The sequence below is a fragment of the Streptomyces sp. 2131.1 genome, assembly GCF_900105515.1.
GTDB lineage: Bacteria > Actinomycetota > Actinomycetes > Streptomycetales > Streptomycetaceae > Streptomyces > Streptomyces drozdowiczii.
In genome coordinates, this window is record NZ_FNSY01000001.1 from 1,585,608 (window position 1) to 1,605,625 (window position 20,018).

The 20,018-nt window shown below is 70.9% G+C and carries 20 protein-coding genes; 4 read left to right on the top strand and 16 right to left on the bottom strand.

Annotated elements, in window-relative coordinates; translation table 11 throughout:
* Nucleotides 1–71: 71 nt before the first annotated feature.
* Nucleotides 72–2,120 carry an APC family permease gene (locus BLW14_RS06995; protein ID WP_093705414.1) on the bottom strand — a complete coding sequence of 683 codons (2,049 nt, stop codon included), beginning with the start codon at nt 2,118–2,120 and terminating at the stop codon, nt 72–74.
* A gap of 344 nt (nt 2,121–2,464) precedes the next feature.
* Here BLW14_RS06995 and BLW14_RS07000 point away from each other — a divergent pair, with 344 nt between their 5' ends.
* Both BLW14_RS07000 and BLW14_RS07005 read left to right on the top strand, forming a co-directional pair.
* Nucleotides 2,465–3,133, top strand: a complete 669-nt coding sequence (locus tag BLW14_RS07000) for a potassium channel family protein (protein ID WP_026242838.1) — start codon at nt 2,465–2,467, stop codon at nt 3,131–3,133.
* On the top strand, nt 3,133–3,810 hold the full coding sequence (locus BLW14_RS07005; protein ID WP_093705416.1) for a potassium channel family protein: 678 nt from the start codon (nt 3,133–3,135) through the stop codon (nt 3,808–3,810). The genes BLW14_RS07000 and BLW14_RS07005 overlap by 1 nt, the downstream gene beginning before the upstream one ends.
* Before the next feature lie 53 nt (nt 3,811–3,863).
* Here the strand turns inward: BLW14_RS07005 and BLW14_RS07010 are convergent, their stop codons facing one another.
* From BLW14_RS07010 to BLW14_RS07060, 11 genes are all read right to left on the bottom strand, one after another.
* Nucleotides 3,864–4,619 carry a DUF3159 domain-containing protein gene (locus BLW14_RS07010; RefSeq protein ID WP_093705418.1) on the bottom strand — a complete coding sequence of 252 codons (756 nt, stop codon included), beginning with the start codon at nt 4,617–4,619 and terminating at the stop codon, nt 3,864–3,866.
* Between the two features lie 3 nt (nt 4,620–4,622).
* A complete protein-coding gene (locus BLW14_RS07015; RefSeq protein WP_093705420.1) occupies nt 4,623–5,039 on the bottom strand; it encodes an OB-fold nucleic acid binding domain-containing protein in 417 nt (138 codons plus the stop codon).
* 88 nt (nt 5,040–5,127) lie between these two features.
* Nucleotides 5,128–5,820: a response regulator gene (locus BLW14_RS07020; protein WP_093705422.1), complete on the bottom strand. Its 693-nt coding sequence runs from the start codon at nt 5,818–5,820 to the stop codon at nt 5,128–5,130.
* A 53-nt stretch (nt 5,821–5,873) separates the two neighbouring features.
* The gene (locus BLW14_RS07025) at nt 5,874–8,417 is read right to left on the bottom strand and encodes a sensor histidine kinase (protein WP_093705424.1); all 2,544 of its coding nucleotides are present in this window, start codon (nt 8,415–8,417) and stop codon (nt 5,874–5,876) included.
* A 185-nt stretch (nt 8,418–8,602) separates the two neighbouring features.
* Complete coding sequence (gene kdpC, locus BLW14_RS07030; RefSeq protein ID WP_093705426.1) at nt 8,603–9,256, bottom strand: potassium-transporting ATPase subunit KdpC; 654 nt, start codon at nt 9,254–9,256, stop codon at nt 8,603–8,605.
* 6 nt (nt 9,257–9,262) lie between these two features.
* On the bottom strand, nt 9,263–11,317 hold the full coding sequence (kdpB, locus tag BLW14_RS07035) for a potassium-transporting ATPase subunit KdpB (protein WP_093705428.1): 2,055 nt from the start codon (nt 11,315–11,317) through the stop codon (nt 9,263–9,265).
* Between the two features lie 26 nt (nt 11,318–11,343).
* Nucleotides 11,344–13,008, bottom strand: a complete 1,665-nt coding sequence (gene kdpA, locus BLW14_RS07040) for a potassium-transporting ATPase subunit KdpA (RefSeq protein ID WP_093705430.1) — start codon at nt 13,006–13,008, stop codon at nt 11,344–11,346.
* A 7-nt stretch (nt 13,009–13,015) separates the two neighbouring features.
* A complete protein-coding gene (gene kdpF, locus BLW14_RS07045) occupies nt 13,016–13,105 on the bottom strand; it encodes a K(+)-transporting ATPase subunit F (RefSeq protein ID WP_093705432.1) in 90 nt (29 codons plus the stop codon).
* Nucleotides 13,106–13,410: 305 nt separating this feature from the next.
* On the bottom strand, nt 13,411–14,169 hold the full coding sequence (locus BLW14_RS07050) for a DUF3710 domain-containing protein (RefSeq protein ID WP_018520582.1): 759 nt from the start codon (nt 14,167–14,169) through the stop codon (nt 13,411–13,413).
* 1 nt (nt 14,170) lies between these two features.
* Nucleotides 14,171–14,704 carry a dUTP diphosphatase gene (dut, locus tag BLW14_RS07055; RefSeq protein WP_093705434.1) on the bottom strand — a complete coding sequence of 178 codons (534 nt, stop codon included), beginning with the start codon at nt 14,702–14,704 and terminating at the stop codon, nt 14,171–14,173.
* On the bottom strand, nt 14,704–15,288 hold the full coding sequence (locus tag BLW14_RS07060; protein WP_026242840.1) for a PaaI family thioesterase: 585 nt from the start codon (nt 15,286–15,288) through the stop codon (nt 14,704–14,706). The genes dut and BLW14_RS07060 overlap by 1 nt, the downstream gene beginning before the upstream one ends.
* Before the next feature lie 58 nt (nt 15,289–15,346).
* On the opposite strand from BLW14_RS07060, the gene BLW14_RS07065 reads away from it, so the two are divergent.
* Nucleotides 15,347–15,811 carry a DUF3093 domain-containing protein gene (locus BLW14_RS07065; protein WP_093705436.1) on the top strand — a complete coding sequence of 155 codons (465 nt, stop codon included), beginning with the start codon at nt 15,347–15,349 and terminating at the stop codon, nt 15,809–15,811.
* Between the two features lie 16 nt (nt 15,812–15,827).
* Here the strand turns inward: BLW14_RS07065 and BLW14_RS07070 are convergent, their stop codons facing one another.
* The 4 genes from BLW14_RS07070 to BLW14_RS07085 all read right to left on the bottom strand — a co-directional run bounded on the left by BLW14_RS07070 (nt 15,828) and on the right by BLW14_RS07085 (nt 19,400).
* Nucleotides 15,828–16,796 (bottom strand): hypothetical protein, encoded by a 969-nt coding sequence (locus BLW14_RS07070; RefSeq protein WP_177153909.1) that lies wholly within the window; start codon nt 16,794–16,796, stop codon nt 15,828–15,830.
* 13 nt (nt 16,797–16,809) lie between these two features.
* Nucleotides 16,810–17,106: a DUF4193 domain-containing protein gene (locus BLW14_RS07075; protein WP_003965732.1), complete on the bottom strand. Its 297-nt coding sequence runs from the start codon at nt 17,104–17,106 to the stop codon at nt 16,810–16,812.
* 405 nt (nt 17,107–17,511) lie between these two features.
* The gene (locus tag BLW14_RS07080; protein ID WP_093705439.1) at nt 17,512–18,747 is read right to left on the bottom strand and encodes a sensor histidine kinase; all 1,236 of its coding nucleotides are present in this window, start codon (nt 18,745–18,747) and stop codon (nt 17,512–17,514) included.
* A complete protein-coding gene (locus BLW14_RS07085; protein ID WP_018520588.1) occupies nt 18,747–19,400 on the bottom strand; it encodes a response regulator transcription factor in 654 nt (217 codons plus the stop codon). The genes BLW14_RS07080 and BLW14_RS07085 overlap by 1 nt, the downstream gene beginning before the upstream one ends.
* 389 nt (nt 19,401–19,789) lie before the next feature.
* Here BLW14_RS07085 and BLW14_RS34425 point away from each other — a divergent pair, with 389 nt between their 5' ends.
* Nucleotides 19,790–19,966, top strand: a complete 177-nt coding sequence (locus tag BLW14_RS34425) for a hypothetical protein (protein ID WP_177153910.1) — start codon at nt 19,790–19,792, stop codon at nt 19,964–19,966.
* Nucleotides 19,967–20,018: the final 52 nt, after the last annotated feature.

Sequence of the window (20,018 nt, forward strand, 5' to 3'; positions counted from 1 at the left end):
GGCCGGACGACAACAACCTACGAGTCTACGTGGGTGTCGTCCGGCCGCCGACCACACGCGGGGCCCCCGCCTCAGCCCTTCGGCGTCGGCTCCTTGTGCTTGCGTTCCACCGGGCCCCGGCGCACCGAGCCCGGAGCGCTCCAGTCGGCGCGCCTGCGGGCGCGCTTCTTCGCGGCCTCGGAGGACTCCAGCTGGTACGGGACCGAGGTGACCATCACACCGGGGGTGAAGAGCAGCCGGCCCTTGAGCCTGAGGGCGCTCTGGTTGTGCAGCAGGTGCTCGTACCAGTGGCCGACGACGTACTCGGGGATGTAGACGCTCACGACGTCGCGCGGGCTCTCCCGGCGCAGGCTCTTGACGTACTCGATGACCGGGCGGGTCACCTCGCGGTACGGCGAGTCGAGGATCTTCAGCGGTACGTTGATGCCGCGCCGCTCCCAGTCCTCCCTGAGGGCCTTCGTCTCGGCCGGGTCCACGCTGATGGAGAGCGCCTCCAGGTGGTCCGTGCGGATGAGCTTGGCGTAGGCGAGCGCGCGCAGGGTGGGGCGGTGGAGCTTGGAGACCAGGACGATCGAGTGGACCCGGGAGGGGCGGATCGACTCGTCCGGGGCGGTCTCGTCGGCGGCGATCTCCTCGGCGACCCGGTCGTAGTGCTTGCGGATCGCGGTCATCGTGCCGAAGAAGATCACCATGCCGAGCAGCGCGACCCAGGCGCCGTGGGTGAACTTAGTGGCGAGGACGACGACGAGCACCAGGCCGGTGAAGAAGGCGCCGAAGGTGTTGATCGCGCGGGAGCGGATCATGTGGCGGCGCTTGGCCTGGTCCTTCTCGACGGCCAGATGGCGGTTCCAGTGCCGGACCATGCCGGTCTGGCTGAGCGTGAAGGAGACGAACACGCCGACGATGTAGAGCTGGATCAGCCGGGTCGAGTCCGCCCCGTAGATCACGACCAGCAGGATCGCGGCGCCGGCCAGCAGCACGATGCCGTTGGAGAAGGCGAGCCGGTCGCCGCGGGTGTGCAGCTGGCGGGGCAGGTAGCGGTCCTGGGCCAGGATCGAGCCGAGGAGCGGGAAGCCGTTGTACGCGGTGTTCGCTGCCAGGAACAGGACGAGGGCGGTGGCGGCCGCGAGGATCACGAAGAAGAACGTGCCGTCGCCGAAGACCGCGGCCGCGACCTGCGAAATGACCGGGTCCTGGACGAAGCCGGAGCCGACCGGGGAGCCGTCGCGGACCAGGTCCGTCGCCGGGTTCTCCGCCATCTTGACGTCGGTCGCCATGGCCAGCCCGATGATGCCGCAGAACATGGTGACGGCCAGCAGGCCCATCATCGCGAGCGTGGTCGCGGCGTTCTTGCTCTTCGGCTTGCGGAAGGCGGGCACGCCGTTGCTGATCGCCTCGACGCCGGTGAGCGCCGCACAGCCGGAGGAGAACGCGCGCAGCAGCAGGAAGACGAGCGCGAAGCCTGCGAGTCCCTGGTGCTCGGGCTTGATCGTGTACCCGGAGGTCGGGGCGTGCATCGTGTCGCCGAGGACGAGGCCGCGGAAGGCGCCCCAGATGATCATGATGAAGACGCCTGCCACGAAGAGGTACGTGGGGATGGCGAAGAGCTTGCCGGACTCCTTGACCCCGCGCAGGTTCATCAGGGTCAGCAGCACGATGGCGGCGACCGCGCAGGCCGTCTTGTGCTCGACGACGAACGGGATCGCGGAGCCCAGGTTCTCGACGCCGGAGGCGATCGACACGGCGACGGTCAGGACGTAGTCGACCAGCAGGGCGCTGGCGACGGTCAGACCGGCCTTGGGGCCGAGGTTGGTGGTGGCCACCTCGTAGTCCCCGCCACCGCTGGGGTAGGCGTGCACGTTCTGCCGGTAGGAGGCGACGACCGTGAACATCAGGACCACGACCGCGACGGCGATCCAGGGGCTGAAGTGGTAGGCCGACACACCCGCGATGGACAGCACGAGGAGGACTTCTCCGGGTGCGTACGCCACCGAGGACAGCGGGTCGGATGCGAAGACGGGGAGTGCGATGCGCTTGGGGAGGAGCGTCTCCCCCAGCTTGTCGCTGCGCAGGGCCCGTCCGATCAGGATCCGTTTGGGCACGTCGGTCAGTTTGGACACGCTGAGGATCGTAAGGGTTCCGTATGGGGCCCGCCCCCGCTCCACGGGCGTGGCCCGCCAATCTCCTGCACTCGGCCGGAAACGCCACGGAATCCTTAACGCAATCCTTGCGCCGTGTCCCCCGGCCGGGGGCCCCGGAGTGGTGCGGGCCACGTCGCCTTTGCCCCGGCCGCCCTGCGATGCGCACACTCGGATGAGGCAACGCGACCGGCGCCGCATAAGCTCGTATCCGGGCGACGGGACACACCGTTGCCCCGTTGTTTGCCCGGCCAGCCGAGGAAAGAGTGTGAGCAGGGTGTTTTCGCAGGTCAGCCGGACGACCAGGACTGCGAGGTAGGCGCAAGGTGCACATCGTCATCATGGGCTGCGGACGAGTGGGAGCCGCTCTCGCGCAGACCCTGGAGCAGCAGGGGCACACGGTCGCCGTCATCGACCAGGACCCCACCGCGTTCCGGCGTCTCGGCTCCGGGTTCGGCGGTCGCCGCGTGACCGGGGTCGGTTTCGACCAGGACACCCTGCGCGAGGCGGGGATCGAGGAGGCCGGCGCGTTCGCGGCGGTGAGCAGCGGCGACAACTCCAACATCATCGCGGCCCGCGTGGCGCGCGAGATGTTCGGCATCGAGAATGTCGCGGCCCGGATCTACGACCCCCGGCGCGCCGAGGTCTACCAGCGGCTGGGCATTCCGACGGTCGCGACCGTGCGCTGGACCGCGGACCAGATGCTGCGCCGGCTGCTGCCGTCGGGCGCGGAGCCGCTGTGGCGCGACCCGAGCGGCGGGGTGCAGCTGGCGGAGGTGCACACCACCCCGTCCTGGATCGGCCACAAGATCAGCACGCTCCAGGAGGAGACGGGCGTGCGCGTCGCGTTCCTCACCCGGTTGGGCGAAGCGATTCTGCCGTCGTCGCAGACGGTGCTCCAGGAGGGCGACCTCGTCCACGTGATGATGCGTACGGACGAGATCGCGAAGGTCGAGGCGGCCTTCGCCGAGGGCCCCGAGGAGGGCGGTCACTGATGCGTGTCGCGATTGCCGGGGCCGGTGCGGTGGGTCGTTCCATCGCGGGCGAGCTGCTGGAGAACGGGCACGAGGTGCTGCTCGTGGACAAGGCGCCGACCGCCATCTCGGTGGAGCGGGTGCCGATGGCCGAGTGGCTGCTTGCGGATGCCTGCGAGATCACGTCGCTGGACGAGGCGGCGTTGCAGCGGTGCAACGTCGTGATCGCCGCGACCGGTGACGACAAGGTGAACCTGGTCGTCTCGCTGCTGGCGAAGACCGAGTACGGCGTGCCGAGGGTCGTCGCCCGGGTGAACAACCCGAAGAACGAGTGGCTGTTCAACGAATCGTGGGGCGTCGATGTGGCGGTCTCCACGCCGCGTCTGATGTCGGCGCTGGTGGAGGAGGCGGTGAGCGTCGGCGATCTGGTCCGGCTGCTGCGCTTCAGCCACGGCGACGCGAACCTGGTGGAGCTGACGCTCCCGCCGGAGTCGGCGCTCGCGGGTACGCAGGTCGGGGAGGTCGCCTGGCCGGAGGACACCTCGCTGGTGACGATCATCCGGGGCCAGCGCGTGCTGACGCCGAGCCCGGAGGAGAGCCTGGAGGCCGGTGACGAGCTGCTGTTCGTGGCCGCGCAGGCGCGCGAGGAGCAGCTGGAGGACCTGCTGTCGGTGCGCCAGGGCGACCCGGAGGCGTGAAGCATGCGAGAGGGGCCCCGTCACCAGCGGTGACGGGGCCCCTCTCGTACGTCTCAGAACTCCTGGCCCCGGGCCGCTTCGGCGGCGGCCGCCTTGCGGGCCTTCTCGGCCTCCTCCTCGGCCTCCATCTCGGCGAAGACGTCGATGGGCGGCGGCGCCTTGGCGAGGAAGACCCAGGTCAGGTAGACCGCCAGCAGGAAGGGCGGGATCTTCAGGGCGACCAGGACCCAGCCGAACTGGGTGGTGTCCGCCCACCAGTACAGCGGGAAGAGGACCGCGCACTTGGCGAGCAGGATCAGGCCCCAGGCGTAGCTGGCCTTGGCGTACGCCTTCTTGCGGCCGGGGTTACGGGTGCGCCAGGAGAGGTTCTCCTTGAACACCGGGCCCAGGATGAGGCCGATCAGCGGCAGACCGGCGACCGTGCTGATCAGGTAGGCCAGCGCGAGGCCGAGGGTGTAGAGCATGCCCGGGAGGTAGAAGTCCTTGGCGTTGCCCGTCATCTTGGCGAAGACGACGCCGAAGGCCACACCGAAGACGCCGCTGAAGGCGTGCTTGACGGTGTCCTTGCGGATCAGCCGTACGGCCACGAGCGCGAGCGACACCGCGAGGGCCGCGACGGCCGAGTGGGTGAGGTTCTTGTCGATGGTGAAGATCGTGACGAAGAGCAGCCCGGGCAGGACCGTCTCCACCATGCCCCTCACTCCGCCGAAGGCTTCGAAGAGCGCGGCCTCGGTGACCGCCCTGGCGTCGGCCTCCTGCTGGTCGGTGGTGCGGTCCGTGTCGGACGTCGGCTTGTCGAGAGACGTCACCGGCTACTCCTTGCCGAGCGGTCGGAGTTCGTATTTGGGGTTGAACAGCACCCGGCGGCCGTGGCTCATGGCGATCCGGCCGGAGGCGATGAGCTTGCGGCCCGGTTCTATGCCCACGATGGAGCGGCGGCCGAGCCAGACCACGTCGAGCGGCGCGGTGCCGTCGAAGAGCTCCGCCTCCAGGGCGGGCACTCCGGCGCGCGGTCGCAGGGTGACCGTCCGCAAGGTACCAGTGACCTTCACGATCTGACGGTCGGAGCATTCGGAGATCCGGGTGCACCCCGAGGCCTGCGAGTCCTCCTCCAGCTCCTCGCACTCCAGGTCCTCCTGGGAGCTCGAAAGCCGGTCGAGCATCCGCCGGAAGCGCCCGGACGGGCGGTCGCCCTTGTGGGCCTTCTCGAATCGGGGAACAGCACTCATACCCGAAGGGTACCGGTCCTGCGAGGTCATCGCGGGTGGCCGCCGTCTCACCCGGACGGAGGACGCGGACACGCCGGATGCGGCTGTTTCAGGCGCGCTCGAAGCGGTAACCCATGCCGGGTTCGGTGACGAAGTGGCGGGGGTGGGAGGGGTCGGCCTCCAGCTTGCGCCGCAGCTGGGCCATGTAGACGCGCAGGTAGTTGGTCTCGGTGCCGTACGAGGGCCCCCAGACCTCCTGGAGCAGCTGGCGCTGGCTGACGAGCCGGCCGCCGTTGCGGACGAGGACCTCCAGCAGGTGCCACTCGGTGGGCGTGAGCCGTACGTCGCGGCCGTCGCGGTGGACCTTCTTGGCGGCGAGGTCGACGGTGAAGCCCTCGGTCTCCACGACGACGACCTGGTCTCCCCCGTCCTGCCCGACCGGCTCGGCCCTGCGCACCGCCGCCCGCAGCCTGGCCAGCAGCTCGTCCATCCCGAACGGCTTGGTCACGTAGTCGTCGGCCCCCGCGTCCAGCGCCTCGACCTTCTCGTCGGAGGTGTGGCGGGCGGAGAGCACCAGGATCGGCACCCGGGTCCAGCCGCGCAGGCCGCGGATCACGTCGACGCCGTCCATGTCGGGCAGCCCGAGGTCCAGGACGACGACGTCGGGGTGGCGGGCGGCGGCGAGCTGGAGGGCGGTGGCCCCGTCGGGCGCGGCGTCCACCTCGTAGGTGCGCGCCTTGAGGTTGATCACGAGGGCGCGTACGATCTGCGGCTCGTCGTCGACCACAAGCACCCGGGTCATCGCGGTCCTGCCTTTCTGCTGGGCGTACGTCGGTGCGGGAAGGTCCCCGCGGTTCATGAGGTGACCCGCTCGGGCAGGCCGGGGGCGGCCTGGGCGTGGCCCGGTGCCGCCTTGAGGGTGAGGACCATGGTGAGGCCGCCGCCCGGGGTGTCCTCGGCGTCGAGCGTGCCGCCCATGGACTCGGCGAAGCCGCGGGCCACCGCGAGCCCGAGGCCGACGCCGGCACCGCGCGGGGCGTCCCCGTACCGCTGGAACGGCTCGAAGATGCGCTCCTTGCCCTCATCGGGGACGCCCCGGCCGCGGTCGGCGACCCGGAGTTCGACGCGGGCGCCGAGCGCGCTGGCCGCCACGGTGACGCGGTCGCCGTCGGGGCTGTACTTCACGGCGTTCTCCACGATGTTGGCGACGGCCCGCTCCAGGAGTCCGGGGTCGACGGCGACCATGGGCAGCGTCTCGGGGATGTCCAGGTCGACGCTGTCCTCGGGGACGCCGCCCAGGGCCATGGGCACCACCTCGTCCAGGTCGATCTCGCGGATGAGCGGGGTGACGGTGCCGGTCTGGAGGCGGGACATGTCGAGAAGGTTGCCGACGAGGTGGTCGAGGCGGTCGGCGCCGTCCTCGATGGCCGCCAGGAGCTCCGCCTCGTCGTCCTCGGACCAGGCCACATCGTCGGAGCGCAGGGAGGAGACGGCGGCCTTGATCGCGGCGAGCGGGGTGCGCAGATCGTGGCTGACGGCGGCCAGGAGCGCGGTCCTGATGCGGTTGCCCTCGGCGAGTCTGCGGGCCTCCTCGGCCTCGTCGACCAGGCGCTGGCGGTCCAGGACGACGGCGGCCTGGGCGGCGAACGCGCCGAGCACCCGGCGGTCCTCGGCGGGCAGCACCCGGCCGGTCAGGGCCAGGGCCATGTGGTCGCCGACGGGCATGTCCACGTCAGCATCCTCGGGCCGGGCGGCCGGGGCCGGGCCGACGCTCCCGGCGCACGTCCAGGGGTCGACGTCGCTGCTCCGCTCCAGCAGGGCGACGGAGCCCATGCCGAAGGTCTCGCGGACCCGGTCCAGGAGCGCGTCGAGCGTGGTCTCGCCGCGGAGCACGCTGCCGGCCAGGAACGACAGGATCTCGGACTCCGCGCGCAGCCGGGCGGCCTGGTGGGTGCGGCGGGCGGCGAGGTCCACCACCGAGGCCACCGCGACCGCCACCGCGAAGAAGATCACGATGGCGACGAAGTTCTCGGGATCCTGGACTGTGAGGGTGTGGGTGGGCGGGGTGAACCAGTAGTTCAGGAGCAGGGAGCCCGCGGCGGCCGCGGCGAGGGCGGGCAGCAGTCCGCCGATGAGGGCGGCGGCGACGGTCATGAAGAGGAAGAGCAGGACGTCGTTGGCGAGCCCGGGTCCCGACTCCAGCGCCTTGAGGAGCACCGCGAGGAGGACCGGGCCGCCCACGCCGGCCGCCCAGCCCCAGATGATGCGGGCCCGGCCGAGGCGGGCGCCGCGGGCGATGGGCAGGCCCCGGCCCTTGGCGACCTCGTCGTGGGTGACGATGTGGACGTCCAGGTCGGGTCCGGACTCGCGGGCGACGGTGGCGCCGACGCCGGGGCCGTAGATGTACTGCCAGGTCTTGCGGCGGCTGGAGCCGAGGACGATCTGCGTGGCATTGACGCCCCGGGCGAACTCCAGGAGCGCCGAGGGTATGTCGTCGCCGATGACGTGGTGGAAGGTGCCGCCCAGGTCCTCGACGAGGGTGCGCTGGAGGGCCAGCTCCTTGGGCGAGGCCGAGGTCAGTCCGTCGCTGCGGGCGATGTAGACGGCGAGGATCTCGCTGCCGGAGCCCTTGGCCGCCATCCGGGCGGCGCGGCGGATGAGCGTGCGTCCCTCGGGGCCGCCGGTGAGGCCGACGACGATGCGTTCGCGGGCCTGCCAGGTGGTGCGGATGTTGTGCTCGCCCCGGTACTGCTGGAGGTATTCGTCGACCCGGTCGGCGACCCAGAGGAGGGCCAGCTCGCGCAGGGCGGTGAGGTTGCCGGGACGGAAGTAGTTGGAGAGGGACGCGTCGATCCGGTCCGGCTTGTAGATGTTGCCGTGGGCCATGCGGCGGCGCAGGGCCTGGGGCGACATGTCGACCAGTTCGAGCTGGTCGGCCCGGCGGACGACCTCGTCGGGCACGGTCTCGCGCTGTCGTACGCCGGTTATGGACTCGACGACGTCGCCGAGGGACTCCAGGTGCTGGATGTTGACGGTGGAGACGACGTCGATGCCGGCCTGGAGGAGTTCCTCGACGTCCTGCCAGCGCTTGGCGTTGCGGGAGCCGGGGACATTGGTGTGGGCCAGCTCGTCGACCAGGGCGACGGCCGGGGCGCGCTCCAGGACGGCGTCGACGTCCATCTCCGTGAAGACGGCCCCGCGGTGCTCGATCTCGCGGCGCGGGACCGTTTCGAGGCCGTGCAGCATGGTCTCGGTGCGGGGCCGGTCGTGGTGCTCGACGAAGCCGACGACGCAGTCGGTGCCCCGCTCGACGCGCCGGTGCGCCTCGGAGAGCATCGCGTACGTCTTGCCGACGCCCGGTGCCGCACCGAGGTAGATCCGAAGTTTGCCGCGCGCCATGGCCCCATCGTCTTCCGAAACCCGTGGCCACCGCAGTGGCGGCCACGGTTCGAAAGTACCTGGTGAATTTCCGGCATATCGGGTGGGGGGTAGGAAGGGGACGGGAATTGACGCAACCCTGATACGGCTCCCGGGCCGCCGGTCGGTGCTCGATGACGACGCCGTCGCCGGGCTCCGGGGCCCGGTCAGTTCGTCCCGGTCACCAGCTGCCGCAGCGCGATGTTGAGCTCCAGGACGTTGACGCGCGGTTCCCCGATGAAGCCGAGGAGGCGTCCGTCGGTGTGCCGCTCGACCAGCCGGGCGACCCGGCCGGCGTCGAGGTGGTTGCGCGCGGCGACACGGCGGACCTGGAGTTGCGCGTACTCCGGCGAGATGTCCGGGTCCAGGCCCGAGCCGGACGAGGTGACGGCGTCGGCGGGCACCCGGGCCGGGTCGACGGGGTGCCCGGGGACGGAGTTGTCCCGGACCACGGCCGCCTTGGCGGCGGTGACCCGGTGGATCAGCTCCGCGTTGCCGCCGGAGAGGTTGCTCGCGCCGGAGACGAGCAGCGCGTACTGGGTGTTGCGGCTGTTGGTGCCGAGGCCCTCGGAGGGGCGCGGCTGGAACCACTTGAGGTCCGGGGCGCCCCCCGGCAGGTCGTAGCGCTGCCCGATGAGGGACGAGCCGACGGCCCTGCCCTCCGCGGTGACCTCGGACCCGTGGGCGCGGTCCGGCATGAGCGCCTGGGCGGCTCCGGTGACCGCGAGCGGGTAGAGCACGCCGCAGACCAGGGTGAGGACGAGCAGGGCGCGCAGGGCGGCCCACAGGCGGCGGACGGGGTTGCGTACGGGTGTGTTCATGGCGGATCAGCCGATTCCGGGGACGAGGGAGAGGAGCAGGTCGATGAGCTTGATGCCGGCGAAGGGGGCGATCAGTCCGCCGACCCCGTAGACGGCGAGGTTGCGCCGGAGCAGGGACGCGGCGCCGCCGGGGCGGTAGCGGACTCCCCGGAGGGCGAGCGGGACGAGTGCGACGATGATCAGCGCGTTGAAGATCACGGCGGAGAGGATCGCGGTCCGCGGCGACGACAGGTCCATGATGTTGAGCCGGTCCAGGCCCGGGTACACCGCGGCGAACATCGCGGGGATGATCGCGAAGTACTTGGCCACGTCGTTGGCCAGCGAGAACGTGGTCAGCGCCCCGCGTGTGATCAGGAGCTGCTTGCCGATCTCCACGATCTCGATGAGCTTGGTCGGGTCGGAGTCCAGGTCGACCATGTTCCCGGCCTCCTTGGCGGCCGAGGTCCCGGTGTTCATGGCCACGCCGACGTCGGCCTGGGCGAGCGCGGGGGCGTCGTTGGTGCCGTCGCCGGTCATCGCGACGAGCCCGCCGCCGGCCTGCTCCCGCTTGATGAGGGCCATCTTGTCCTCGGGGGTGGCCTCGGCGAGGAAGTCGTCGACACCGGCCTCCTCGGCGATGGACTTCGCGGTCAGCGGGTTGTCCCCGGTGATCATGACCGTGCGGATGCCCATCCGGCGCAGCTCGGCGAACCGTTCCGGCATGCCCTCCTTGACGACGTCCTTGAGGTGGACGACGCCCAGGACGCGCGCCCCGCGCCCGTCCTCCACCGCGACCAGCAGCGGGGTGCCGCCCGCCTTCGCGATGCCGTCGGTCAGCTCCCGCGCCTCGGCTGGGACGGTGCCGCCGCGCTCCCTCACCCAGGCGGTGACCGCGCCGCTGGCGCCCTTGCGGACCTTGCGCCCGTCCACGTCCACGCCCGACATGCGGGTGCGGGCGGTGAAGGCGACCCAGGTGGCGCCGGACAGCTCGCCCGCGTGGCGTTCGCGCAGCCCGTACCGCTCCTTGGCGAGGACGACGACGGACCGGCCCTCGGGCGTCTCGTCGGCCAGCGAGGCGAGCTGGGCGGCGTCCGCCAGCTCCGCGCCGGTGACCCCGGGCAGCGGCAGCAGGTCGGTGGCCCGGCGGTTGCCGAGGGTGATGGTGCCGGTCTTGTCGAGCAGCAGCGTCGAGACGTCACCGGCCGCCTCGACGGCCCGGCCGGACATCGCGAGCACGTTGCGCTGGACGAGCCGGTCCATGCCCGCGATGCCGATCGCGGAGAGCAGCGCGCCGATGGTGGTCGGGATGAGGCAGACCAGCAGCGCGGTGAGCACGATCACGGACTGCTCGTCGCCGGCGAACACGGCGAACGGCTGGAGGGTGACCACGGCGAGCAGGAAGACGATCGTGAGGGACGCCAGCAGTATGTTCAGGGCGATCTCGTTGGGCGTCTTCTGCCGGGCGGCGCCCTCGACCAGGGCGATCATGCGGTCGATGAAGGTCTCCCCGGGCTTGGTGGTGATCCGGATGACGATCCGGTCGGAGAGCACCTTCGTACCGCCGGTGACGCCACTGCGGTCGCCGCCGGACTCGCGGATGACGGGTGCGGACTCCCCGGTCACCGCGGACTCGTCGACGCCGGCCACGCCGTCGACGACGTCCCCGTCGCCCGGGACGATGTCGCCCGCCTCGCAGACCACCAGGTCGCCGACGCGCAGCTCGGTGCCCGGGACGCGTTCCTCGCGGTCCCCGGTGAGCCGGCGGGCGAGGGTGTCCGTCTTCGCCCGGCGCAGGGTGTCGGCCTGGGCCTTGCCGCGGCCCTCGGCGACCGCCTCCGCCAGATTGGCGAAGACCGTCGTCAGCCAGAGCCAGCCGGTGATCGCCCAGCCGAACCAGTCGCCGGGGTCGCGGGCGGCGAGGACGGTGGTGAAGACGGAACCGGCCAGCACCACGAACATGACCGGTGAGGCGGCCATCGCCCGCGGGTGGAGCTTGCGCAGCGCCTCGGGCAGGGCGGCGAGCAGCGTCTTCGGGTCGAACAGCCCGGCGCCGGCGCGCGCCTGCCGCACGGGTGCGGTCATCGGGCCCTCCTGCTTTATACGAGTGGTCATGACGCCAGCCCCTCGGCCAGCGGGCCCAGGGCGAGGGCCGGGAAGTAGGTCAGGCCGGCGACGACCACGACGACCGCGGCCAGCAGTCCGCTGAACAGCGGGGTGTGGGTGGCGAGGGTGCCGGAGGTCGCGGGGACGGGCTTCTGCTCGGCCAGCGAGCCGGCCAGGGCCAGCACGAACACCATCGGCAGGAAGCGCCCGAGCAGCATCGCGAGCCCGATGGTGGTGTTGAACCACTGGGTGTCCGCGTTGAGCCCGGCGAACGCGGAGCCGTTGTTGTTGGCGCCCGAGGTGTACGCGTACAGGATCTCGGAGAAGCCGTGCGCCCCGGTGTTGGCCATGGAGTGGGGCGGGGTGGGCAGCGCGACGGCGACGGCGGTGAGGCCGAGTACCAGGGCGGGGGTGACCAGGAGGTAGCAGGCGGCGAGCCTGGTCTCGCGGGTGCCGATCTTCTTGCCGAGGTATTCGGGCGTGCGGCCGACCATCAACCCGGCGATGAACACCGCGATGAGGGCCATGATCAGCATGCCGTAGAGGCCGGAGCCGACGCCGCCGGGTGCGATCTCGCCCAGTTGCATGCCGAGCAGCGTGATGCCGCCGCCGAGGCCGGTGAACGAGGAGTGGAAGGAGTTCACCGCGCCGGTCGAGGTGAGCGTGGTGGCCACGGCGAACAGCGACGATCCGCCGATCCCGAACCGCGTCTCCTTGCCCTCCGTCGCCCCGCCCGCGATCTCGAACGCGGACCCCTGGTGCGCGGTCTCGGTCCACATCATCAGCGCGGAGAAGCCGAGCCAGAAGACGAGCATGGTGGCGAGGAGCGCGTAACCCTGCCGGACCGAGCCCACCATGCGCCCGAAGGTGCGGGTCAGGGCGAACGGGATGACGAGGATCAGGAAGATCTCGAAGAGGTTGGACAGGCCGGTCGGGTTCTCGAAGGGGTGCGCCGAGTTGGCGTTGAAGTAGCCACCGCCGTTGGTGCCCAGCTCCTTGATGGCCTCCTGGGAGGCCACCGCGCCGCCGTTCCACTGCTGCGTACCGCCCGTGAACTGCCCGACCTGGTGGATGCCGGAGAAGTTCTGTATCGCCCCGCAGGCGACGAGGAAGAGGGCGGCGATCACGGAGAGCGGCAGCAGGATGCGTACGGTGCCGCGCACCAGGTCGCACCAGAAGTTCCCGAGCTCCCCGGTGCGGGAAGCGGCGAAGCCCCGTACGAGGGCGACGGCGACGGCCATGCCGACGGCGGCCGAGAGGAAGTTCTGCACGGCGAGGCCGCCGGTCTGCACGACGTGGCCCATGACCTGCTCGCCGGCGTACGACTGCCAGTTGGTGTTCGCGACGAACGAGGCGGCCGTGTCGAAGGCCTGGTCCGGGCTGATCGAGGAGAAGCCGAGCGAGCCCGGCAGGGCGCCCTGGAGCCGTTGCAGCAGGTACAGGAAGAGGACGCTCACGGCGGAGAAGGCGAGGACGCCGCGCAGGTAGGCGGCCCGGCGCATCTGGGCGCCGGGGTCGGCGCCGATGGCCCGGTAGATCCACTTCTCGGCCCGCAGATGGCGGGGCGAGGTGTAGACGCGGACCATGTGGTCACCGAGCGGTCGGTACGCCAGCCCCAGCGCCACCACGAGCGCGAGGAGCTGGAGCACACCGGAGAGGACGGGGCTCATGTCGGGCTCAGAACCTCTCCGGGAAGAGGAGGGCGAGAAGGAGGTAGCCCAGCAGGGCGGCGGCCACGACGAGGCCGGCCACGTTGTCCGCGGTCACAGCTTCGCCACCCCCTTGGCGACGAGAGCCACCAGCGCGAAGACCGCGATCGTGGTGACGACGAAGGCCAGATCGGCCATCGGATGCTCCTGGATGAGGTGTCGATGAATCGGACCTCATGAGCAAACCGCCCACCGGCACCGCCGTGACCTGCGTTGATGCCTCTCTTACGGGACTGGGGCCGGCCTTGACGGCGCCTGTACGCCCCCGATACGCGCCCTGTACGCGCCGGTGCGCGCAAAAAGCCGGTGGGCCGTACCCCGGGAAAGGGGTACGGCCCACCGGCCGGTGTCAGCGGGTGCGGGTCAGCGCACCTCGGTGATCTCGGGACCGCGCTGGAGACCGGCCATGCCGCCGGAGAACCGCGATCCCTCCTGCTCCTCCTGCTGCACGCCCTCGGGAACCATCTGGGCGTCGTTGGGGAGCTTGAGGACGATCGGGTCGCGCGGGGCCATCGGGCCCTCGCCGCGGACGACCACGGTGTCCCGGAAGACCGTCTCCAGAAGGCCGGCGGCCTCCGGCTGGACGGCGCCCTGGCCGGAGATCACACCGCGCAGGAACCAGCGCGGGCCGTCGACGCCGACGAAGCGCACCAGCTGCACGCCGTTCGTCCCGTCGGGCAGCTGTACGGGGACCTGCGCGCGCAGCTCCCAGCCCAGCGGGCCCTCGACCTCGTCGATGATGCCGCCCTGCTGGGTGATACCGGAGGCGATCTCCTCGCGGACCTCGCCCCAGATGCCCTCCTTCTTGGGGGCGGCGAAGGCCTGGAGCTGGACCGCGCTGTCGCGGAGCACGACGGTGGCCGCGACGATCGCGTCACCGGCGACCTCTACGCGCAGCTCCATGCCCTCGACGCCGGGCACGAAGATGCCGCCCAGGTCGACCCGGCCGTCGCCGGGCTGGGACACCTCGCTGATGTCCCAGGGACCGTCCGGGCGCGGAGCCGGCGGAAGGTTCGTCCGGCGCGGCTCGCTCTCGGTCTGCTCGTCGACGACCTGCTCGGCCTCGCGCGCCTCGTCCGCCGTGTCATCGGCGGAACCACTGTTCTTGCGACGTCCGAACACGTCACTGTCCTTCCCGGTCGGATTCGACCGAAGCGTAGCTGTTCCCGCCCTGGGGAACCCCGCCCCGGACGCCATCAACATCAACGGCGGAATGACCGCCGGTGGACCCGAAGCCCCCCTCGGCCCGCGCCGAGCCGGGAAGCTCCGACACCTCGTGGAAGCGCACCTTCTCGACCTGCTGCACGACCAGTTGGGCAATCCGGTCGAACCGCTCGAACCGCACGGACTCGCGCGGGTCGAGATTGATGACGATCACCTTGATCTCTCCACGGTACCCGGCATCGACCGTCCCCGGGGCATTCACCAGGGCGACTCCGCAGCGGGCGGCGAGACCGGATCGTGGGTGCACGAACGCGGCGTACCCGTCGGGCAGGGCGATCGAAACCCCGGTCGGCAGTACGGCCCGCTCCCCCGGCGCCAGCTCGGCGGCCTCGGTCGTCACGAGGTCGGCGCCGGCGTCACCGGGGTGCCCGCAGGCGGGGATCGGCACGTCCGGGTCGACCCGGCGGATCAGGACGTCGACGGGATGGCGCATCAGGGGTTCACCTCGAAGGCACGGGCGCGCTTGACCTGGTCGGGGTCGGCCATGGCGGCCTGGATCTCGGCCGGCCGGCCGTTCTCGATGAAGTGGTCGACCTTGACCTCGATGAACAGGGCGTCGGCGCGCACCGCCACCGGTCCGTCGGGGCCGCCGATCCGGCCGGTGGCCCGGGAGTAGAGCTTGCGCCCGTGCACGGCGGTGATCTCGGCGTCGAGGTACAGCACGGTGTCCACGGGAACGGGCCGCACGAAGTCGGTCTCCAGCCGTCCGGTCACCGCGATGACCCGCAGCAGCCAGTTCAGCGAGCCGAGCGTCTCGTCCAGCGCGGTGGCCAGTACCCCGCCGTGCGCCAGGCCCGGGGCGCCCTGGTGGGCGGCCTTCACGGTGAACTCGGCGGTGACCCGGACACCCTCCTCGGCGCGGGCCTGGAGGTGCAGCCCGTGGGGCTGTCCGGAGCCGCAGCCGAAGCAGTGTTCGTAGTGCGCGCCGAGGAGTTCGCCGGGGGCCGGGGCGTCGGGGTGCCGTACCGGTTTCACCGCGTCGGCCGGGGGCGTCAGAGCCGCAGATGTTCCACTCACAGGCGCAGACCTTACCCGCGCGGATCCCCGCCGGTCGCTCCGTGCCAAGCTTGGAGCCATGCAGCCTTCCACCCCGCCCTTCGACGAACGCCTCACCGCCCCTCGGTCGTGGTGGCTGATCGCCGTCCTGATCGGCATCGCGTGCGCGCTGATGCTGCTGCCGCTGGGCACCCTGCCGCTGCTCGGCGGCCTCGCCGGCGGCACGGTCCTGTCGGCCGTCGCGGTGAGCTCGTACGGCTCCGCCCGCATCCGGGTGGTGGCGGGGCAGCTGGTCGCCGGGGATGCGAGGATTCCGGTCCCGGCGCTCGGGGAGGCCGAGGTACTGGACGCCGAGGAGGCGCGCGCCTGGCGCACGTACAAGGCGGACACACGGGCCTTCATGCTGCTGCGCAGCTACATCCCGACGGCGGTGCGGGTGGAGGTCACGGACCCCGAGGACCCGACGCCGTACGTCTATCTGTCGACGCGCGACCCGCAGGCGCTGGTGGCCGCCCTGAAGGCGGCGGTCCGGGCCCAGGCCTGATCCGGAGGTAAGGCCCCTAGGCCTTCCGGCCCCGGGGTGCGCGGAGCGGCTCCGGCTGTTCCAGCGGGGGCAGCTCGGGCAGGCGGTCCCAGGGCACCTGCTTCTCGCGCAGGTCCTTCCTGACCCGCTCGGCGAGCTTCCTGGTGTCGCGCCGGTTCATGGAGGCTCCGATGGCGGCGCCGACCATGAACGGGATCAGGTTCGGCAGGTCGCGCACGGTGCGTTTCATGATCTGCCGGCGCAGTTCGCGCTTCATGTGGCCGCTCAGTGCCGCGTCGACCGAGGCGGGGCGGGTGACCTCGATGCCGCGTTCCTCGGTCCAGGCGGTGAGGTAGGCGGTGGAGCGCCGGCCGAGGTTGCCCGGCGGACGGCGTCCGTAGACCTCGTGCAGTTCGGCGACGAGCTTCATCTCGATCGCGGCGACGCCGCTGATCTCGGCGGCCAGCTCGGCGAACATCGCGGGCGGCACGGGCATCATCGCCGCCGCGCCGATTCCGGCGCCGACGGTGGCGGTCGCACGGCTCGCGCCCGCGACGAGCCGGTCGGCGATCTCCTCCGGCCCGAGGCCGGGAAAGTGCTTGCGCAGGGTGTCGAGGTCGCGCACAGGGACGCGGGGAGCGACATAGATGATCAGGTCGGCGATATGACCGATCGCTGCCTTGGCGCTCTCCCCGCCCTTGCGTACGCCCCGTTTCACTGAATCCAGACGGCCTGCCCCGGTCACGAGCTCCGTCCTGCCGACTTCTCCGGCCTCTTTCGCCGTGTCGGCTCCGGCAGCCGCACGGGCTGCCTCCATCGCTGCTTCGGCCGCTTCGAGCGAGGCCTGCAGGCCCCGCTCGTCGTCCTGTCCGTCCGACGGGGGTGGCAGGGCGGACCGCTCGGCAGGCGCCTGAGCGCCTTCTGCCGGGCCTGTACCGCCCTGGTGCTCCCCGGACGACTTCCTGCCCCAGGGGCGCCGCTTGCGGAACGGTGTGTCCCCTGCCACGGCCGACCGGACCTCAGTCGCAGTCGCGGCAGATCGGCTGGCCGTTCTTCTCGCGGGCCAGCTGGCTGCGGTGGTGCACGAGGAAGCAGCTCATGCAGGTGAACTCGTCGGCCTGCTTGGGCAGGACCCGTACGGCCAGCTCCTCGTTGGACAGGTCTGCGCCGGGCAGCTCCAGTCCCTCGGCCGCGTCGAACTCGTCGACGTCGACGGCGGACGCCGTCTTGTCGCTCCGGCGCGCCTTCAGCTCTTCAAGGCTGTCCTGATCGACGTCGTCGTCGGTCTTGCGTGGGGTGTCGTAATCCGTTGCCATGTCGCTCTCCCCCTCTGGGTGTCTGCGGTGTCTCAGCGCTCGTAACGCGTGAGAGGCCGGACTTGTGCCCGACCTGAGGCGGAGATTTTGCCTCACATCAAGGTCTGTTACTCAATCGACACCCAAAAGGACCGCTCGGGAGTGATCGGCTTGGGTGGCGATGGGGACCGTACACGGTCCCGGTGGCACCCTTTACAGGCGCCACCCCGTGTACTTCCCGTGATGTCTACCCCCGAAAACCCGGCGATTCGCCGGGATTCCGGTGAGTTCCCTGGTCACGGAGTGTGGGCAGGGGGTTATTCGCTCCTGTGATCGATCACACACGGCCTCTTCGAGATCAGGTCCCGAAAATTCCGCTAAAAGCGAACAAAAAATAATCAGTGTGCGAACCCTCGGTCTCGCCGGTCAGACGGGCAGTGAGACGCGCATCACAAGACCACCGCCCTCGCGGGGCTCGGCGATGATACGGCCGCCATGGGCGCGCGCGACGGACCGTGCGATCGACAGACCGAGACCGACCCCCTTGTCGCTGCCCGTGCGCTCCGTACGCAGCCGCCTGAACGGCTCGAACAGGTTGTCGATCTCGTACGCGGGCACCACCGGGCCGGTGTTCGAGACGACGAGCACCGCCTGGCCCGGCAGCAGCTCCGTGCTCACCTCCACCCAGCCGTCCTCCGGCACGTTGTACCGGACCGCGTTCTGTACGAGATTGAGCGCGATGCGCTCCAGGAGGACGCCGTTGCCCTGCACGACGGCGGGGGCGAGCGTGGCACGCATCTCGACGCCCCTGGTCTCGGCCTCGCCCCGGGCCTGGTCCAGCGCCCGGGAGGCCACCTCGGCCATGTCGACGGGCTTGCGCTCGACGATCTGGTTGTCGCTGCGGGCGAGCAGCAGCAGGCCCTCCACGAGCTGCTCGCTGCGCTCGTTGGTGGCCAGGAGGGTCTTCCCCAGCTGCTGGAGCTCGGGCGGCGCCTCCGGGTCGGAGAGGTGGACCTCCAGCAGCGTGCGGTTGATCGCCAGGGGCGTACGCAGCTCGTGCGAGGCGTTCCCGACGAACCGCTGCTGCGCGGTGAAGGCCCGCTCCAGCCGGTCCAGCATGTCGTCGAAGGTGTCGGCGAGCTCCTTCAGCTCGTCGTCGGGCCCGTCCAGCTCGATGCGGCGGGCCAGGTCCGTGCCGGCGACGGTGCGGGCGATCCGGGTGATCCGGCCCAGCGGCGAGAGCACCCGCCCCGCCATGGCGTAGCCGAAGGCGAAGGCGATGATGCTCAGGCCCACCAGGGCGAGCAGCGACCGGTTGAGCAGCGTGTCCAGTGCCTGCTGGCGCTGGTGGTTGACGCAGGAGTTCATCGCGGCGTTGACCGCGCTCGGCGAGTTGCCGTGCTCCAGGAGGTTGCAGACCTTGCTGGACATGTAGCCGTCGACGACCTTGAACGGCAGCTCGCTGCCCACGTGCAGGGCCTGCGCCGCCAGCATGTAGATGATCGACAGCAGCAGAATGCCCGCGATCAGGAACATGCCGCCGTACAGCAGCGTGAGCCGTATCCGGATGGTCGGACGCAGCCAGGGGTACGAGGGCTCCTGCTGTTTGGGCTCCCAGGTGGGCTTGGGGGGCGCGGGCGGCGTGGCGGCGGGCACGGGCATCAGATCCGGTAGCCGGAGCCGGGCACCGTGACGATCACCGGGGGCTCGCCGAGTTTGCGGCGCAGGGTCATGACGGTCACCCGGACGACGTTGGTGAACGGGTCGGTGTTCTCGTCCCAGGCCTTCTCCAGCAGCTGCTCGGCCGAGACGACGGCGCCCTCGCTGCGCATCAGGACCTCCAGGACGGCGAACTCCTTGGGCGCGAGCTGCACCTCCTGGTCGCCCCGGAACACCTCACGGCGGTTGGGGTCGAGCTTGATCCCGGCCCGCTCCAGGACGGGCGGCAGGGCGACGGTCGTACGGCGGCCGAGAGCCCGGACGCGGGCGGTGAGCTCGCTGAACGCGAAGGGCTTGGGCAGGTAGTCGTCGGCGCCGAGCTCCAAGCCCTCCACGCGGTCGCTGACGTCACCGGACGCGGTGAGCATGAGGACCCGGGTCGGCATGCCGAGCTCGACGATCCGGCGGCACACGTCGTCGCCGTGGACCAGGGGGAGGTCGCGGTCGAGCACCACGACGTCGTAGTCGTTGACCTCGATGCGCTCCACGGCCGCGGCTCCGTCGTACACCACATCGACGGCCATGGCCTCGCGGCGCAAACCGGTGGCCACCGCATCGGCGAGCAGCTGCTCGTCCTCCACGACGAGTACGCGCACGGCGCTTCCTTCCCTAGAACTTCGCAAGCGATCTTCGCCACGGGGCCCAGGGGCGTCCGGAACGGCCCGGCCGCCCGCGCCGCGGGCATGCCCCGGCACACCACGTGCGGCTCCATCCTGCCCGTAACGCGTATAAACCGGCGGTAAGACGGTGCGGTCCCGACCTGCGGCTTCAGGGAATCGACGGGAAATTCGGGCCAGTTGAGGTTTCCCTGAGGTTCGGCTGGGGGAGGACGCATTCACACCCGCGATCACGTCTTCCCATGTGGCGTTGTCACAGGCCCCTCCGTTTTCCCGGAGAGTGCGTGATCACCCGCCCTACCGCTTCGGCGGAGGGAAACCCGGGCACACCCCCGTGCCACCCACCCACGACGATGAGGGGGCGCTTCATGGACGCTTTCACCGCAGGTCTGCTGCACCGCATCAAGACCACCGAGGACGACCTCACGAAGGCCCGCGAGACGGGCGACGACTTCCTCGCGGACGTCGAGCAGAGCGAGCTCGACGACCTTCATCGCCTCGCCGCCGAGCACGGTGTACCCATCGGCACGACGACGAACGCCTGACCCGTCGCGAAGGGCCCCGCAGCCGCTGCAAGGCGGCTGCGGGGCCCTTCCG

Excerpts from the sequence above, each read along its gene's own strand:
- BLW14_RS34425 (WP_177153910.1), top strand. The coding sequence starts at position 19,790 with ATGGACGCTTTCACCGCAGGTCTGCTGCACCGCATCAAGACCACCGAG.
- BLW14_RS07080 (WP_093705439.1), bottom strand. The coding sequence starts at position 18,747 with ATGCCCGTGCCCGCCGCCACGCCGCCCGCGCCCCCCAAGCCCACCTGG.
- BLW14_RS07020 (WP_093705422.1), bottom strand. The coding sequence starts at position 5,820 with ATGACCCGGGTGCTTGTGGTCGACGACGAGCCGCAGATCGTACGCGCC.
- BLW14_RS07005 (WP_093705416.1), top strand. The coding sequence starts at position 3,133 with ATGCGTGTCGCGATTGCCGGGGCCGGTGCGGTGGGTCGTTCCATCGCG.
- kdpC (WP_093705426.1), bottom strand. The coding sequence starts at position 9,256 with ATGAACACACCCGTACGCAACCCCGTCCGCCGCCTGTGGGCCGCCCTG.
- BLW14_RS07075 (WP_003965732.1), bottom strand. The coding sequence starts at position 17,106 with ATGGCAACGGATTACGACACCCCACGCAAGACCGACGACGACGTCGAT.
- BLW14_RS07025 (WP_093705424.1), bottom strand. The coding sequence starts at position 8,417 with ATGGCGCGCGGCAAACTTCGGATCTACCTCGGTGCGGCACCGGGCGTC.
- kdpB (WP_093705428.1), bottom strand. The coding sequence starts at position 11,317 with ATGACCGCACCCGTGCGGCAGGCGCGCGCCGGCGCCGGGCTGTTCGAC.
- BLW14_RS07065 (WP_093705436.1), top strand. The coding sequence starts at position 15,347 with ATGCAGCCTTCCACCCCGCCCTTCGACGAACGCCTCACCGCCCCTCGG.
- BLW14_RS07015 (WP_093705420.1), bottom strand. The coding sequence starts at position 5,039 with ATGAGTGCTGTTCCCCGATTCGAGAAGGCCCACAAGGGCGACCGCCCG.
- dut (WP_093705434.1), bottom strand. The coding sequence starts at position 14,704 with ATGCGCCATCCCGTCGACGTCCTGATCCGCCGGGTCGACCCGGACGTG.
- kdpA (WP_093705430.1), bottom strand. The coding sequence starts at position 13,008 with ATGAGCCCCGTCCTCTCCGGTGTGCTCCAGCTCCTCGCGCTCGTGGTG.